Source organism: Kocuria marina (genome assembly GCF_000786655.1).
In the GTDB taxonomy this organism is placed as follows: Bacteria; Actinomycetota; Actinomycetes; order Actinomycetales; family Micrococcaceae; genus Kocuria; species Kocuria marina_A.
Genome location: NZ_JROM01000007.1, coordinates 146,324 through 160,990, shown reverse-complemented (window position 1 = coordinate 160,990; position 14,667 = coordinate 146,324). Strand labels below are relative to the sequence as shown.

Below are 14,667 nucleotides of genomic sequence, written 5' to 3'. Positions count from 1 at the left end.
AGTCCGGTTCAGCGACGGGCAGCCGGAGTGGGCTCCTCGGTGGCGGATTCAACCAAAGGAGTATCGATATGGGGCTTCAAGCGCGAGGCCGCGAAGGCAGCTAGAGCTACCACGACCGCAACCCCGATGTAGAGCTGGGTCGGTGACCAGCCGCCGTCGAGGAGGGTGCCCACCAGAATGGGTGCCAGAATGGCTCCCACCCGGCCAATTCCGAGACCCCATCCGACACCGGTTGCTCGCACCTCCGGCGCATACGTCTGAGGCGCCACGGTGTAGAGTCCCGCAACACAGCCGTTGATGAGCATTCCCACGACAACACCACTCAGGAATGCGAGAGTCGGAATTGATGTAGTAGTAATGAATACCACCAATAGAACGGCCGCAAGAATAGTGAACACCACGAGCGTGTTGCGCGCGTTACGCCGAATGGTCAGAACACCGTAGATCAGTGAACCGAAGGTTCCACCCATGGTCAGCATCAGGCCCCCCACGATGCCTTGTTGCTCCGTCATCCCGGATTCAACCAAAAGTCTCGGCGTCCACGAATTCGCGAAGTAGAAGCCGAACATGATGACGAAGAACGATACCCATAGCAGGATGGTCGAAACCCGGTACCGGCCACCAAGCAGCTGCGTTACGCTACCCTGTGACGAATTGGTTGTGGTGGGTGCATCCCCCAGGAAAACGTCTCCCTTGAGCCCGATCCGTCGGGCAATTCCAGCCAACTTCTCTTCGGCATTCTTGGGGCGTCGGACACGGTAGTAATCAACAGATTCTGGCAGGATCACCAGGATCAAAACGGCTGCGAACAATGTCACAAGGCCACCGGCAAGGAACACGGAGCGCCATCCGAAAGCGGGAATCAGCTGGGTGGCGCCCATCCCACCCAGTGTGGCACCCACCCCGTAGCCGGCGGTGTAGATACTGATGGCCATGCCGCGATTCTTCACATTGGAGTACTCGCTGGTGATGACCGTAACCGTTGCGAGGATGCCGCCCACACCCAGCCCGGTGATGACTCGCCATGCGCCCAGCTCAAGGGCGGAGTTCGCCGTGGCGGAAAGGAACAACCCTGCGGCATTGATGCCAACCGCGACCAACAGGATCTTGCGACGTCCGAAGCGATCAGCGAACGGGCCCAGCAAGAGTGACCCAGCAGCCATGCCGATCAGACCGGAACTCAGCAGCCAGCCCAGCTGGGCTCCTGTGAGTTCGAACTCCTTGGAGACGGAGGTCGCGGTGAAGGCCATTGCCAACACGTCGTACCCGTCGAGGGCGTTGAGAAACGCGGCTAGTGCAACAATGACCCATTGATATGCCGACATCTTGGAAATGTCGATCTTACGGCGAATGTCCAAAACATGCCTTTCAGGGAACGTCGATGGTTACGAGGGCTGACTGTGCGGGGTTTCCCGGAGTTGAATCCGGTCGAGTTGCTACTGCGCGGGAGACGCAGCAGCACATTGTGGCGTTCGGAGCCTTCTGGCGGTCGGAATAGAAGACGTCTCGATGATCAACTTCCCCGGAAAGCTCCAGAATCTTCACCTGACAGAGACCACACTCTCCCCGGCGACAATCCGACATGGTGTCCACACCTCCGCGTTCCAGTGCTTCGAGCATCGACTCATCCGAATTCACGGTGGTCCTGAAGTTCAATCGGGGAATATGGACTTCGAAGGGCTCGGCCTCGTACCATCCACTGTTCCCGAACGTCTCGTACCTCAACTTGGTAGGGTCCAGGCTATTATCGGACCACGCCCTGCGGACAGCATCCATCAAGCGAATGGGTCCGCACATGTACAGCTCGGTGCCATCGGCAACGCTGCTCACGAGATCAGCGACATCCAGAGTTCTCCCCCGATCATCCAGGTGAACCTCGATACGGTCGCCGTGCAGCGCCTTCAAATCCTCCATGTAGGCATGGGCACTGCTGCACGGTGAGGTGACAGTTCTATTGTCAAGCCGCGAGGTCCACGGCTGGGTTCATGATGGTCTCGCATTCCATCGGGGTCAAACGGCCCAGGCGAACCTGTCGACGGCGCCAGTGGTAGGTCTGTTCGATCCAGGTGATAATCGCGATCCGCAGCTCGTCACGGGTCCGCCAGCGACGGCGATCGAGGACGTTCTTCTGCAGCAACGCGAAGAAGGATTCCCGCGCCGCGTGGCCGCATTGACCAGTGCGTTCACCGCGAGGCGGGCCTTCATCCGGGAATCCATGGAGTAGCCCACGATTCGCCCGCAGAACGCGTCCTTACGAACGACGTCTTCGCGGAACTCTCGGGGATATGCAGCGGGCATGGTGCATATCCTTCCAGGCCGCCCGACGGGCAAGCCAGATCAGATGTCACCTCCCCCGTACAGCAGTTCCGATCCATGATGAGGGGCCGAGGTGGCTCGAACTTGCCCCAGCGCGTCAACGGGGGTTGAAACCCGCCCCTGTATGCAGCCCGGGACCCAAAGTCGCCACAATGCGGCACGCGGCGCGCGGGGCCCCGAAGGTGGTCCGTGACGGACGCGCAATTAACCCGTCGTTCGCCCGGTGGTTGCGTGGCGATCACGCCGTGATGGTGGTCTGAGCAGCGGAACCACTCGCTGACATGCGTCAATGCATGTCCCACCCAGGGAGCCACGCCATGACCCAAGCACCCGAACGCCGTCGCCTGTTGCCCATGCTGGGCCACGTCAACGGCAAGCGCAGCCCGCTCACGTGTGAACTCAAGTGCGGTAGCCAGTGCATGACCCCGGACGCGAATACATCCGGCAACGAGTACGTGCACGACGTCATCTCCGCAGCTGTCAGCCGCCGTGCCGCCCTGGGTCTGGGGATGGCCGGGGCCGTGACCGTGGGTGTGGTCGCCGCGACCGCCCAGCCGGCCGAGGCCACCTACGCCTACTGGGGTCAGGGCCGTGCCCGCCTGGACTTCACGCCCATCAAGCCCGTGGACATGACCGTGGACGACCTCTCGGTGCCCAAGGGCTACGACTGGTCGCCCATCATCCGCTGGGGTGACCCCCTGTTCTACGACTCCCCGGAGTTCGACCCCAAGAACCAGACCCCCGAAGCGCAAGCCAAGCAGTTCGGGTTCAACTCGGACTATCTGGACATCATCCCGGACCCGAACGGGCTCACGGGCGTGCTGGTGAACAACCACGAGTACACCAACGAGAACACCATGTTCCCGGCGGGCTACGACAAGACCAACCTGACCAACATGGTCAAGACCGCGATCCAGGCGCACGGCATGTCGGTCGTGGAGATCTCCCGCACCAAGGTGGGGGAGCCGTGGACCTATGTGCGCGGTGGCGCTCGCAACCGTCGCATCACGCTGACCACCACGTTCGTGATGGACGGGCCCGCCGCGGGGTCCGATCTGCTCAAGACGCAGGACGACCCCACCGGCAAGCGCGTGCTGGGCACCCAGAACAATTGCTCGGGCGGTGTGACACCGTGGGGCACGGTGCTCTCCGGTGAGGAGAACGTGCACCAGTACTTCATCACCTCCGGCACCGCCGAGGAGAAGCGCTACGGCTTCCCCACGACCATGCCGTCCCGCCGCTGGCCCGAGGTGGAGAAGCGCTTCGACGCCCGGATCGAGGGGTACAAGAACGAGCCCAACCGCTTCGGTTGGATCGTGGAGATCGACCCGCAGAACCCCAACTCCGCGCCCATCAAGCACACCGCGCTGGGCCGCTTCAAGCACGAGGGCGCGAACGTGCGCGTGGGTGACGACGGCACGGTGGTCGCGTACTCCGGTGACGACGAGAAGTTCGAGTACATCTACAAGTTCGTCTCGTCCCGCAAATACCGCAAGGGCGACAAGGCCCACAATATGAAGTTGCTCTCCGAGGGCGACCTCTACGTGGCCCGGCTGCGCGGCAACTCCCAGGCCCCCGAGATCACTGGGACGGGCCAGCTGCCCCGCGACGGCGAGTTCGACGGCACCGGCGAGTGGCTGCCCCTGCTCAAGGGTGGAAAGTCCATGGTCCGCGGCATGTCCGTGGAGGAGGTCCTGGTTTACACCCGCCTCGCCGCGGACAAGGCTGGCGCCACCAAGATGGACCGCCCGGAGGATGTGGAGCCCAACCCCCACACCGGCAAGGTGTACGCGGCGCTGACCAACAACTCCGATCGCGGCAAGCCCGGCAAGGCGGACGTGGACGAGGCCAATCCCCGCACCGGCAACCGTGACGGGTACATCCTGGAACTGACCGAGCGCAATAACCGGCCCCAGGCCACGCGCTTCGACTGGAACCTGTTGCTCGTGTGCGGTGACCCCACCAAGGATTCGGGGACGTACTTCGGCGGGTTCCCCAAGGAGAAGGTCTCCCCGATCTCGTGCCCCGACAACGTGGCCTTCGACAAGGCGGGCAACCTGTGGATCTCCACGGACGGTGCGCCCTCCAAGATCGGCTACAACGACGGTCTGTTCAAGGTGGACCTCCAGGGTGCCAATCGCGGTCGCGTGCAGCAGTTCCTGGCCGTGCCGCAGGACGCGGAGACGTGCGGTCCCGTGATCCACGACATCGAGGGCATGGTCTACGTGGCCGTGCAGCACCCCGGTGAGGACGGCACGTTCGAGCAGCCCCGCTCGTACTTCCCCGACTACGTGCTGCCCACGCGCGCCGGGGCCGGCGAGTTCTCCATGCCGCGCCCCGCGGTGGTCCAGGTCTTCCACAAGAACCGCGAGGACCAGCCCGAGTTCCCCGGTGGCGTGAGTGACAAGCCGGGCAAGGGTCGCAACCAGGACAAGCGTCGCAAGAACGGCAAGAACGGCCCCAAGTACCGCGGGTACCAGGGCAAGACGAACGCCGAGCTCAAGCGTCGCGCGCGCCAGGCACCCAAGTCCTACGAGGGCTGAGCCGGAAGCGCCACCACCGCACGCACGCGCGGGCGGGATCGCGGGAGACCGCGGTTCCGCCCGCGTCGTCGTGCCCGGGCGCAGGGGGCGACGACGCCGCGGTGCCGGCCGAGCGACGTCGGCCTGTACTCGCGGGTGACCAGGGGGAATGCCGGCTATGTGACGGGTTTGTGACGGTGAATCGCTGCACTGAGGGCTCGCTCGGTACGTTGGAGCGACTTGCCTCCCCCTCACCCAAGGAGCACCCATGACCCCGTCCGCCGACACCCAGGACAAGGCCCCCGCCGCGGCGTCCGGCCGCGTGCGCGGACCCCGCAAGGGCACCGATCTGGGCCAGTGGAAGGTCAGCGGCCGCACGCCGTTGAACCACAACGAGGAGTTCAAGGCGGAGGAGAACTCGCTCAACGTCCGGCAGCGGATCATCGACACGTATTCCAAGACCGGGTACGCTTCGATCCCCGCGGACGACGTCCACGGCCGGTTCCGCTGGTTGGGCCTGTACACGCAGCGCAAGCAGGGCGTGGACGGCGCGTCGACCTCCAAGCTGGACGCCGAATCGCTCTCGGACGAGTACTTCATGCAGCGCATCCGCCTGGACGGCGGACAGCTGACCACCGAGCAGACCCGCGTGCTGGGTGGCATCTCCCGCGACTTCGCGCGCGGCACCGCGGACGTGTCCGACCGACAGAACATCCAGTTGCACTGGCTGCGCATCGAGGACGTGCCCGAGATGTGGGAACGCCTGGACTCCGTGGGCCTCACGACCCTCGAGGCGTGCGGTGACACGCCCCGCGTGTTCCTGGGCAGCCCCGTGGCGGGGGTCGAGGCGGATCCGATCATCGATCCCACGCCCGAGCTCGAGGCGCTGCGCTCCGAGTTCGTGGGCAACCCGGACTACGTGAACCTGCCGCGCAAGTTCAAGACCGCGATCACCGGCAGCCGCACCCTGGACGTGGTGCACGAGATCAACGACGTCAGCTTCGTGGGTGTGAACCACCCGGAGCTCGGCCCCGGCTACGACCTGTGGGTGGGCGGCGCACTGTCCGTGTCCCCGCGGCTGGGGGAGCGCCTGGGCGCGTTCGTGGCTCCGGAGGACGTCGTGCCCGTGTGGGCCGGGGTCACCGCGATCTTCCGCGACTACGGCTACCGCAAGCAGCGCACCAAGGCTCGGCTCAAGTTCCTGCTCGCCGAGTGGGGCCCCGAGAAGTTCCGTCAGGTGCTCCAGGACGAGTACCTGGGCCGCGAGCTGCCGGACGGTCCCGCCCCCGAGCGCGCCGTGGGTCACGCGGACCACGTGGGCGTGCACGAGCAGAACGACGGTAAGAAGTACGTGGGCTTCGCCCTGACCGCGGGCCGGCTGAGCGGGGACGCCCTCGTGGCGCTCGCCGACGCCGCGGAGGCTGCCGGTTCCGGCCGGATCCGGCTGACCCCGCACCAGAAGGTCCTGGTGCTGGACGTGGCCCCGGAGAACGTGGACTCCCTGATCGAGGCGCTCGCCCCGTGGGGGATGCACGCCAAGCCCAGCCCGTTCCGCCGCTCCACGATCGCGTGCACCGGGATCGAGTTCTGCAAGCTCGCGTTCGTGGAGACCAAGGGCCTCGCGGCGCGGGTGATCGACGACATGGAGCAGCGGCTCGATGACGTGGAGATCCCCACGCCCATTTCACTGCACATCAACGGGTGCCCCAACTCGTGCGCGCGCATCCAGACTGCGGACATCGGCCTCAAGGGCCAGTACATCGGTGAGGAATACGTGTTCCAGGTGCACCTGGGTGGCGGCCTGGCCTCCCCGGACCGCGAGGAGGGTGGCCTGGGTCGCACCGTGCGCGGGCTGAAGATCACCGCCGACGACCTGTCCGACTACGTGGAGCGTGTCACCCGCACGTTCCTCGACGAGCGCGAGGCCCACCAGAGCTTCGCCGAGTGGGCCCTGAACGCCCAGGAGGATTCGCTGAAATGACCACGACCGACACCGCCACCGGGCGGACGGAGGCGGCGGACGCGGCGTCGTCGTCCGCTCGTACCACGACCATCGAGCAGGACCCCGCGGCCGCATCCCCCGGACGCACCCGTTCCGTCGAGGAACTCAAGGCGCTCGTCGAGGACGCGCAGCAGCGCTTCGGGGCGCGGGACGCGGACCCGGACGAGGTGCTCGCGTGGGCCGCGGAGACCTTCGGGAAGAAGCTCGCGGTCGCGTGCTCCATGGCCTCCGACACCGTGGTCCCCGCCCTGGTGAGCAACCACATCAAGGATGTGGACGTGCTCTTCCTGGAGACGGGCTACCACTTCCCGGAGACCCTCGAGACCCGCGACCGGTTCGCGGCGGACTGGCCCGTGAACGTGCGGACCCTGCTGCCCGAGCTGACCGTGCCCGAGCAGGACGCCAAGTACGGCCCCAAGCTCCACGACCGTGACCCGGGCCTGTGCTGCGGGATGCGCAAGGTCGCGCCGCTGGACAAGGCCCTGGCCGGGTACGAGGCCTGGGTGACCGGGCTGCGGCGTGAGGAGACGCCCCACCGCGCGAACGCCGCGCCCGTGGAGTGGGACGAGCACCACCAGATGGTCAAGCTCAATCCCGTGGTGGATTGGAGCTTCGACCACGTGGTCGAGTACGCCGAACAGAACCTCGTGGTGGTCAACCCGTTGCTGGGTCAGGGCTACCCGTCCATCGGGTGCGCACCGTGCACGCGCAAGGTCGCCCCCGGAGAAGACCCCCGCGCCGGGCGCTGGTCCGGTGTGGGCAAAACAGAATGCGGGATCCACCTATGACCACGACCACCTCAGAGTCCGTGACGCTCTCCCAGTTGCAGCGCCTCGAGGCCGAGTCCATCCACATCTTCCGCGAGACCGCGTCCGAGGGCGAGCGCCCCGTGCTGCTGTTCTCCGGCGGCAAGGACTCGGTGGTCATGCTGCACCTGGCCGCCAAGGCTTTCTGGCCGGCCCCCATCCCGTTCCCCGTGCTGCACGTGGACACCGGGCACAACTTCCCGGAGGTCCTGGAGTTCCGGGACCGCACCGTGGAGCGGTTGAAGATCCGTCTGGAGGTCGCCAAGGTCCAGGACTACATCGACGACGGCCGCCTGGCCGAGCGCCCGGACGGCACCCGCAACCAGTTGCAGACCGTCCCCCTGCTGGACGCGATCACGGAGGGCAAGCACGACGTCGTCTACGGCGGGGCCCGCCGCGACGAGGAGAAGGCCCGCGCCAAGGAACGCATCATCAGCCTGCGGGACGAGTTCGGCCAGTGGGATCCGCGTAACCAGCGCCCCGAACTGTGGAGCCTGTACAACACGCGCCACCGCCCCGGGGAGCACGTGCGGGTGTTCCCGCTGTCCAACTGGACCGAGTTGGACATCTGGTCCTACATCACCGAACAGGGCATCGACCTGCCCCCGCTGTACTACGCCCACGAGCGGGACGTGATCAGCCGCGACGGGATGTGGCTCGCCGTGGGTGAGTACGTGAGCCCGCGGGAGAACGAGACCGTGGAGCAGCGCACCGTGCGCTACCGCACCGTGGGTGACATGAGCTGCACGGGTGCCGTGGAGTCCCCGGCCACGACCGCGGAGGAGGTGCTGGCTGAGGTCATGACCAGCACCCTCACCGAACGCGGGGCCACCCGCGCGGACGACCGCGTGTCCGAGGCCGCCATGGAGGACCGCAAACGAGAGGGCTACTTCTAGAGATGAGCACCGAGAACCGAGCAAGCCTGCTGCGGATCGCCACGGCCGGCAGCGTGGACGACGGCAAGTCCACGCTCGTGGGCCGCTTGCTGCACGACACCAAGAACATCCTGGTGGACCAGCTCGACGCGATCGAACGGGTCAGCCAGTCCCGCGGCCTGGACGCCGCGGACCTCGCGCTGCTCACGGACGGGCTGCGGGCCGAACGCGAGCAGGGCATCACGATCGACGTGGCCTACCGCTATTTCGCGACGCCCGCGCGCAGCTTCATCCTCGCGGACTGCCCGGGGCACGTGCAGTACACGCGCAACACCGTCACGGGTGCCTCCACCGCGGACGCGCTGATCGTGCTCGTGGACATCACCCACGGGATCATGGAGCAGACCCGGCGCCACCTGGCGGTCGGGGCCCTGCTGGGGGTGCCGCACCTGATCGTCGCGGTCAACAAGATCGACCTGTTGCCCGATGCGGAAGAAGCGTTCCGGGAACTGAGCGGACAGTTGCACGAACTCGCGGACGAACTGGGTGTGCTGGACCTGCGGATCATCCCGGTCTCCGCGCTGCGCGGTGACAACGTGGTCGAGGCCTCCCAGGACACCCCGTGGTACGACGGTCCGTCCCTGCTGAGCTGGCTCGAGAACCTCCCGGACTCGTCCGAGCTCACCCAGGCGGAACGGTTCGCGCTGCCCGTGCAGTGCGTCATCCGCCCGCAGTCCGCCGCACTGTCCCCGGAGTTCGTGGACTACCGCGGCTACGCGGGCCAGATTGCCTCCGGTTCGGTGGCCGTGGGGGACAAGGTCGCCGTGCAGCCGGCCGGGCGCACCACCACGGTCGAGCGCATCGACGTGGCTGGGGCTCCCGCCGAGTACGCCGTGGCCGGGCAGTCCGTGACCCTCACGCTCGCGGACCAGATCGACATCACGCGCGGTGACCTGATCGCGGAACCGGCCGGGGCGCCGTCGGGCACTAAGTCGGTGGAGGCCGTGGTGTGCTGGCTCGACGACGAGAAGCCCCTGCGCGAGGGCCAGCGCGTGCTGCTCAAGCACACCACGCGCGTGGTGCGCGGGATCGTGGGTTCGCTCGACGGGAGGCTGAACCTCGAGAGCCTCGCCGCGGAATCGGTGGAGTCGTTCGAGCTCAATGATATCGGCCGGGTGACCGTACGCGTGGCCGAACCGCTGTTCACCACTGCGTACACGCAGTCGCACGCGCTGGGCTCGTTCCTGCTCATCGACCCACAGTCCGGTCGCACGCAGGCCGCGGGCATGGTGCAGGACGACAGCGTCAACACCCCGGGTGTGCTGGGTAACCTCCGCGCGGACGCGGGGGAGTGGGCCATCTGAGCCGTCCCTGAGTGACTTTTGCGGTCCCGGTGCGCGACGTCCACGACGGCGCGGCACCGGGGCCACTGTGCATGTCGGTGCCGGTCGGTACGCTCTGGAGCGTGATCAGCCCCAGCCTCGTCTCGGCCACCGCCGTTCTGCGCGCCCTCGCGATGCGCGGGATGGAACACCTCGTGGTGTCCCCGGGGTCCCGTTCCGCACCGCTGGCGTATGCCGCCGCGGCGGCGCAGGCCAGCGGGGCCCTCTCGGTGCACGTGCGGGTCGACGAGCGCGACGCCGCCTTCACTGCCCTCGGCATCGCTCGCTCCACGGGCCTGTCGTGCGCCGTGGTGACCACGAGCGGAACGGCCGTGGGCGAGCTGCTCCCGGCGGTCATGGAGGCCTCCCACGCGGGGGTCCCCCTGGTGGTGCTCAGCGCGGACCGCCCGCCCGAATTGCGCGGGACCGGCGCGAACCAGACCACGCGGCAACCCGGGATGTTCGCCAACTTCGTGCGCGCGGCCGTGGACCTGTTGCCCCCGGACGAGCCACAGTTGTCGTGGTTGCAGCAGTGCGAGGACGTGGAATCGTTGCTCGATCACATCCTGGCCGCCCTTCCCGGCGATGAGCAGGATCCGCCCGGACCCGTGCACGTGAACGTGGCCCTGCGCGATCCGCTGTACCCCGTGTGCGACGACGATCACCGTCACCTGCGCAGCTGGGCCCGCGACCTCGCGAGTGAGGTGCGGCCCGTGCGTTCCGGGGGTGCCGCGCGGATCCGGGTGCACCCGTGGTCGGTGCTCCTGGAGCCGTTCCTCCCGCCCGCCGAGTCGGTGCGAATCGCGGAGTCGGCGCCATGGAACGAGCTCGTGCGTGTGACTTCCGAGGCCGACGGCGCGGATATGCGTTCCAATGCCGCGCGGCGGGTGTCTTCCGACTCTGAGTCTTCGGCGCCCCCGGCACCTTCGGCGACCGCGGGCATCGCTCACCCCGTCGTGTTCGCGGGCGACGGCGCCGGGCCGGCCGCCGCGCGCTTCGCCCTGGAGCACTCGTTGCCGCTGCTCGCCGAACCCTCGTCCCAGGCGCGCGCGGGAGAGGCCGCCATCGCGTCCTACGAGAGCGTGCTGGACTCACCCCTCGGTGAGCGCGTGGACTCGGTGGTCCTCGTGGGCCGCCCGACCCTGAGCCGTCGGGTCTCCGCGCTGTTCAAGCGCCCCGACGTGCGGGTGATCGCCGTGCGCCCCGATCCCGCCCCGTGGTTCGAGCACGGTAGGCGCCCCGAGGACGCGGTGGGCTCGTTCGAGGAGGCAGCGAGCGCCGTCGGGCCCGCGGAACCCGGGTGGCTCGAGGCGTGGCGCGAGGCGGGAGCCGCCGCCGACGCCGCGGTGCTGCGGTTCGCGGACGACCAGCCCTCGCTCACGCGCCTGCACGTGGCACGGGCGGTGTGGGACGCGGCGTGCGCGGACGGTTCCGTGCTCGTGGCGGGATCCTCCAACATCGTTCGGGACCTGGATCTCGTGGCCCGCGCCCGGGGGCCCCTGGCGGTGATCGCCAACCGCGGGCTCGCGGGGATCGACGGGACCGTGGCCACCGCGCACGGCGTGGGACTGGGTACGGGGCGGCCCGTGCGGGCGGTCATGGGGGACCTGACGTTCCTGCACGACGCCGGGGGACTGCTCCTGGGACCCGGCGAACGCGTTCCGGACCTGCACGTGATCGTGGTCAACGATTCCGGCGGCGGGATCTTTCAGACCCTGGAACACGGTGGCCTGGGCCGGGACCCGCGTTACACCGCGACCGTGGAGCGCTTCTTCGGGACCTCCCACGCGGTGGGGATCGCGGAGCTGTGTGCGGCGTACGGGGTCCAGTACGTGCGCGCGGACACCGCGATCGAACTCGCCGCTGCGCTCGCCGCACCCGTGGCCGGCCGGCGGGTCATCGAGGTCACGCTAGACCGGCAGAGCCTGCGGGACTTCAACGCGGCCGCCAGGGACGCCGGTGCACGAGCGGTGCGGGAGTACCTCGAGGGGGAGCCCTCCGAACGGGAGCATCGCGCGGGGGAGTGAATGCCGCTCGGCGCTCGCCTGTTTCCCACCGTGCGCCGTGCGTACTTGCCCGGGCCGTCCGCGGCCGTATGCGCCGCCCACGGTGTCCGGTGCGCTCGTTAGCATGGCGTCATGACTGAGCAGAGCACTCACACGACCACCGTTCGCACCGCGCTCGTCACGGGCGCCACCCGCGGCATCGGCCGGGCCATCGCGCAGGACCTCGCGCGGGACCACATCGTCTTCGTGGGTGGACGTTCCGCCGACGACGTCCAGCGGGTCCGCGACGAACTCGCCGGGCTGGGTCCGGGGACCCGGGCGTTCACCGCGGACGTGAGCTCGGACGAGCAGGTCGCCGCGGCGTGGGAACCCCTGCGGGACGAGTTCGAGGGGCTGAACGTGCTGGTGCACTCGGCCGGGATCGCACCGCAAGCGCGGGTGGAAGAGGCGACGCGGGAGCAGTGGGAGCGGATCTTCGACGTCAACGTAATCTCCGTGGCCCAGCTGACCCGGCTGACCCTGCCCCAGCTGCGCGTGGCCGGCGGTGACGTCGTGGCCATCAACTCGGGTTCGGGGTTCACCTCGGGTCCGTCGGCGGCGCTGTACTCCGGGACCAAGTTCGCCCTGCGCGCCCTGACCGACGCGCTGCGTGAGGAAGAGCGGGAGAACGGCGTGCGCGTGAGCTCGGTGCACCCGGGCCGCGTGGCCACCGACATGCAGGAGGAACTGCAGGCCTACATGGGCAACGAGTACCACCCCGAGGACTGGATCCGCCCCGAGCAGATCGCCGCGGCGGTGCGCACGGCCGTGGACGCCACGCGGGATTCGCAGGTCGAGGTGATCTCGGTGCGGCCCTCCGGGATGGTGAACCGGGGCTGACCGGGGCTCACCGGCTGCCGTGGTGGCCGCTCAGGCCGTCGTGATCGGGTGGGCGCGCGGGATGCGCGCCACGGGGGATGCCGGCTGACCCCGCCGGGACCACCGTGATCGCCGGTGAATAGGCGTCCTAAACATAGGTTGTGTGTTTCAATCAGGCCGATTCATTCATAATCCGGGAAAGATGCACCCCTGGTAAAACCCAGGGGTTGCCCCCGGTGCCATGGGTCACACTCTCGGTCAGGATGGAGGTCGAGCAATGAGCGCCACGTCGGTGCTCGATCGGGCATCACGGCCCTCCGCTTGACCTTCATCCACCGAGAGGACCACCCCATGAGCAACACGCTTGTTGCCGAGGACACTCGTAAAGAGGCGAGGACCGCGGCGTGGGTCGCGGCGATCGCGTGCACCGCACTGATCTTCGACGGCTACGACCTGACCATTTACGGCACCGTGCTCACCACGCTGATGAACGACCCCTCCCAGATCGGTCAGCTCACCCCGGCCGTCGCGGGAACCCTGGGTTCGTACGCGCTCATGGGCGCGCTCACGTGCGGTGCCGTGGGTGACTACTTCGGGCGGCGTCGCCTGATCCTCATCGGGATCGCGTGGTTCTCCATCGGCATGTTCTTCACCGCGCTGTCCACCTCGGTGTTCGCCTTCGGGGCCCTGCGCTTCCTCACCGGCATCGGGCTCGGTGCCATCCTGGCCACCGCCGGCGCCACGATCGCGGAGTTCGCTCCCGCCGGTCGTCGCAACTTCTACAACGCGATCGTCTACTCCGGCATCCCCGCCGGCGGTGTGCTGGCCGCGTTCCTGGGCATCCTGCTGCTCGAGCCCATTGGCTGGCGCGGACTGTTCATGATCGGTGCCCTGCCCATCGTGTTCCTGCTGCCCATCGCGCTGTTCAAGCTGCCCGAGTCCCCGCGCTGGTTGCTCTCCCGCGGCCGCCGCGCCGAGGCCGAGGCCATCGCCGCCCGCACGGGTGTGCCCCTGGTCGAGGAAGTCATCATGCAGCGCACCGGCGCCGTGAAGGAGAAGACCGGCTTCGCCGCCGTGTTCTCCTCCCAGTTCCGTACGGGTGCGATCCTGCTGGGCTTCATGTCCTTCTCCGGTCTGCTGCTGACCTACGGTCTGAACACGTGGCTGCCCAAGATCATGGAGGGTTACGGCTACGGCAAGACCTACTCGCTGACCTTCCTGCTGGTGCTCAACTCGGGCGCGGTGATCGGCGGCATGCTCGCCTCCAAGCTCGCGGACCGTTCGGGCCCGCAGCGCATCGTGGCCACCACGTTCGTGCTCGCGGCCATCACCCTGGCGCTCATGACCTTCGCGTTCCCGCTGCCGGTGCTGTTCACCTTCATCGCGATCGCCGGTGTGGGCACCCTGGGCACCCAGGTGCTGATCTACGGCTTCACGTCCAACTACTACACGACCAACGCCCGCGCCGCCGGCGTGGCCTGGGGCTCCGGCTTCGGCCGCCTGGGCGGGATCTTCGGCCCGCTCATCGGCGGGTGGCTCCTGGCCGCCAACCTGGGCGGTGCCACCGCGTTCTACATCTTCGGTGCCGTGGCCCTGTTCGGTGCGCTCGTGACCATCCTCGTGCCGCGTCAGCGCACGGTGGAGCAGGCCAAGGCCAAGGCCGAGGAGATCCTCGAGACCCAGGACATCCCGGCATCCGCCACCGACATCCCCGTCACGGATCGCGTCTGATCCACCGATCCGGCCGGGCACCCGCTCGGCATCCCTGCTCCACCACGACGGCGCCGCTGTTCTTCCCGAACAGCGGCGCCGTCGTCGTGTGCGCACCCGAGTCAACTTCCGACCGCCCTCCGACATTCCAGGCACGTTGAGGCCACGGCCGACATCCCAGTCACGTCCA

10 protein-coding genes and 1 pseudogene are annotated in these 14,667 nt (G+C 67.8%); 8 read left to right on the top strand and 3 right to left on the bottom strand.

The window, feature by feature from the left end; translation table 11 throughout:
- Positions 1–8: 8 nt before the first annotated feature.
- The 3 genes and pseudogenes from AS25_RS01400 to AS25_RS14475 form a co-directional block, all read right to left on the bottom strand.
- Positions 9–1,358 (bottom strand): MFS transporter, encoded by a 1,350-nt coding sequence (locus AS25_RS01400; RefSeq protein ID WP_035960228.1) that lies wholly within the window; start codon positions 1,356–1,358, stop codon positions 9–11.
- A gap of 10 nt (positions 1,359–1,368) precedes the next feature.
- Positions 1,369–1,914, bottom strand: coding sequence for a flavin reductase family protein (locus tag AS25_RS14010; protein WP_084117935.1), 546 nt, complete (start codon positions 1,912–1,914; stop codon positions 1,369–1,371).
- Positions 1,915–1,957: 43 nt separating this feature from the next.
- Positions 1,958–2,253: pseudogene (locus tag AS25_RS14475) on the bottom strand (IS3 family transposase); the annotation flags it as partial.
- A gap of 380 nt (positions 2,254–2,633) precedes the next feature.
- Here AS25_RS14475 and AS25_RS01390 point away from each other — a divergent pair.
- The 8 genes from AS25_RS01390 to AS25_RS01355 all read left to right on the top strand — a co-directional run bounded on the left by AS25_RS01390 (position 2,634) and on the right by AS25_RS01355 (position 14,498).
- Complete coding sequence (locus tag AS25_RS01390; protein WP_035960208.1) at positions 2,634–4,859, top strand: PhoX family protein; 2,226 nt, start codon at positions 2,634–2,636, stop codon at positions 4,857–4,859.
- Between the two features lie 247 nt (positions 4,860–5,106).
- On the top strand, positions 5,107–6,819 hold the full coding sequence (locus tag AS25_RS01385; RefSeq protein WP_035960199.1) for a nitrite/sulfite reductase: 1,713 nt from the start codon (positions 5,107–5,109) through the stop codon (positions 6,817–6,819).
- Positions 6,816–7,628 (top strand): phosphoadenylyl-sulfate reductase, encoded by an 813-nt coding sequence (locus tag AS25_RS01380; RefSeq protein ID WP_253270428.1) that lies wholly within the window; start codon positions 6,816–6,818, stop codon positions 7,626–7,628. The genes AS25_RS01385 and AS25_RS01380 overlap by 4 nt, the downstream gene beginning before the upstream one ends.
- On the top strand, positions 7,610–8,542 hold the full coding sequence (gene cysD / locus AS25_RS01375; RefSeq protein WP_035960192.1) for a sulfate adenylyltransferase subunit CysD: 933 nt from the start codon (positions 7,610–7,612) through the stop codon (positions 8,540–8,542). Before AS25_RS01380 ends, cysD begins: the two co-directional genes overlap by 19 nt.
- Positions 8,543–8,544: 2 nt before the next feature.
- Positions 8,545–9,885, top strand: a complete 1,341-nt coding sequence (locus AS25_RS01370) for a sulfate adenylyltransferase subunit 1 (protein ID WP_035960185.1) — start codon at positions 8,545–8,547, stop codon at positions 9,883–9,885.
- Positions 9,886–9,986: 101 nt separating this feature from the next.
- Complete coding sequence (menD, locus tag AS25_RS01365; protein ID WP_052160613.1) at positions 9,987–11,930, top strand: 2-succinyl-5-enolpyruvyl-6-hydroxy-3-cyclohexene-1-carboxylic-acid synthase; 1,944 nt, start codon at positions 9,987–9,989, stop codon at positions 11,928–11,930.
- Between the two features lie 111 nt (positions 11,931–12,041).
- A complete protein-coding gene (locus AS25_RS01360) occupies positions 12,042–12,788 on the top strand; it encodes an SDR family oxidoreductase (protein ID WP_035960177.1) in 747 nt (248 codons plus the stop codon).
- 330 nt (positions 12,789–13,118) lie between these two features.
- The gene (locus tag AS25_RS01355) at positions 13,119–14,498 is read left to right on the top strand and encodes an MFS transporter (RefSeq protein ID WP_052160607.1); all 1,380 of its coding nucleotides are present in this window, start codon (positions 13,119–13,121) and stop codon (positions 14,496–14,498) included.
- Positions 14,499–14,667: the final 169 nt, after the last annotated feature.

Excerpts from the sequence above, each read along its gene's own strand:
- AS25_RS14010 (WP_084117935.1), bottom strand. The coding sequence starts at position 1,914 with ATGGAGGATTTGAAGGCGCTGCACGGCGACCGTATCGAGGTTCACCTG.
- AS25_RS01380 (WP_253270428.1), top strand. The coding sequence starts at position 6,816 with ATGACCACGACCGACACCGCCACCGGGCGGACGGAGGCGGCGGACGCG.
- AS25_RS01355 (WP_052160607.1), top strand. The coding sequence starts at position 13,119 with ATGAGCAACACGCTTGTTGCCGAGGACACTCGTAAAGAGGCGAGGACC.
- cysD (WP_035960192.1), top strand. The coding sequence starts at position 7,610 with ATGCGGGATCCACCTATGACCACGACCACCTCAGAGTCCGTGACGCTC.
- AS25_RS01390 (WP_035960208.1), top strand. The coding sequence starts at position 2,634 with ATGACCCAAGCACCCGAACGCCGTCGCCTGTTGCCCATGCTGGGCCAC.
- AS25_RS01385 (WP_035960199.1), top strand. The coding sequence starts at position 5,107 with ATGACCCCGTCCGCCGACACCCAGGACAAGGCCCCCGCCGCGGCGTCC.
- AS25_RS01370 (WP_035960185.1), top strand. The coding sequence starts at position 8,545 with ATGAGCACCGAGAACCGAGCAAGCCTGCTGCGGATCGCCACGGCCGGC.
- AS25_RS01360 (WP_035960177.1), top strand. The coding sequence starts at position 12,042 with ATGACTGAGCAGAGCACTCACACGACCACCGTTCGCACCGCGCTCGTC.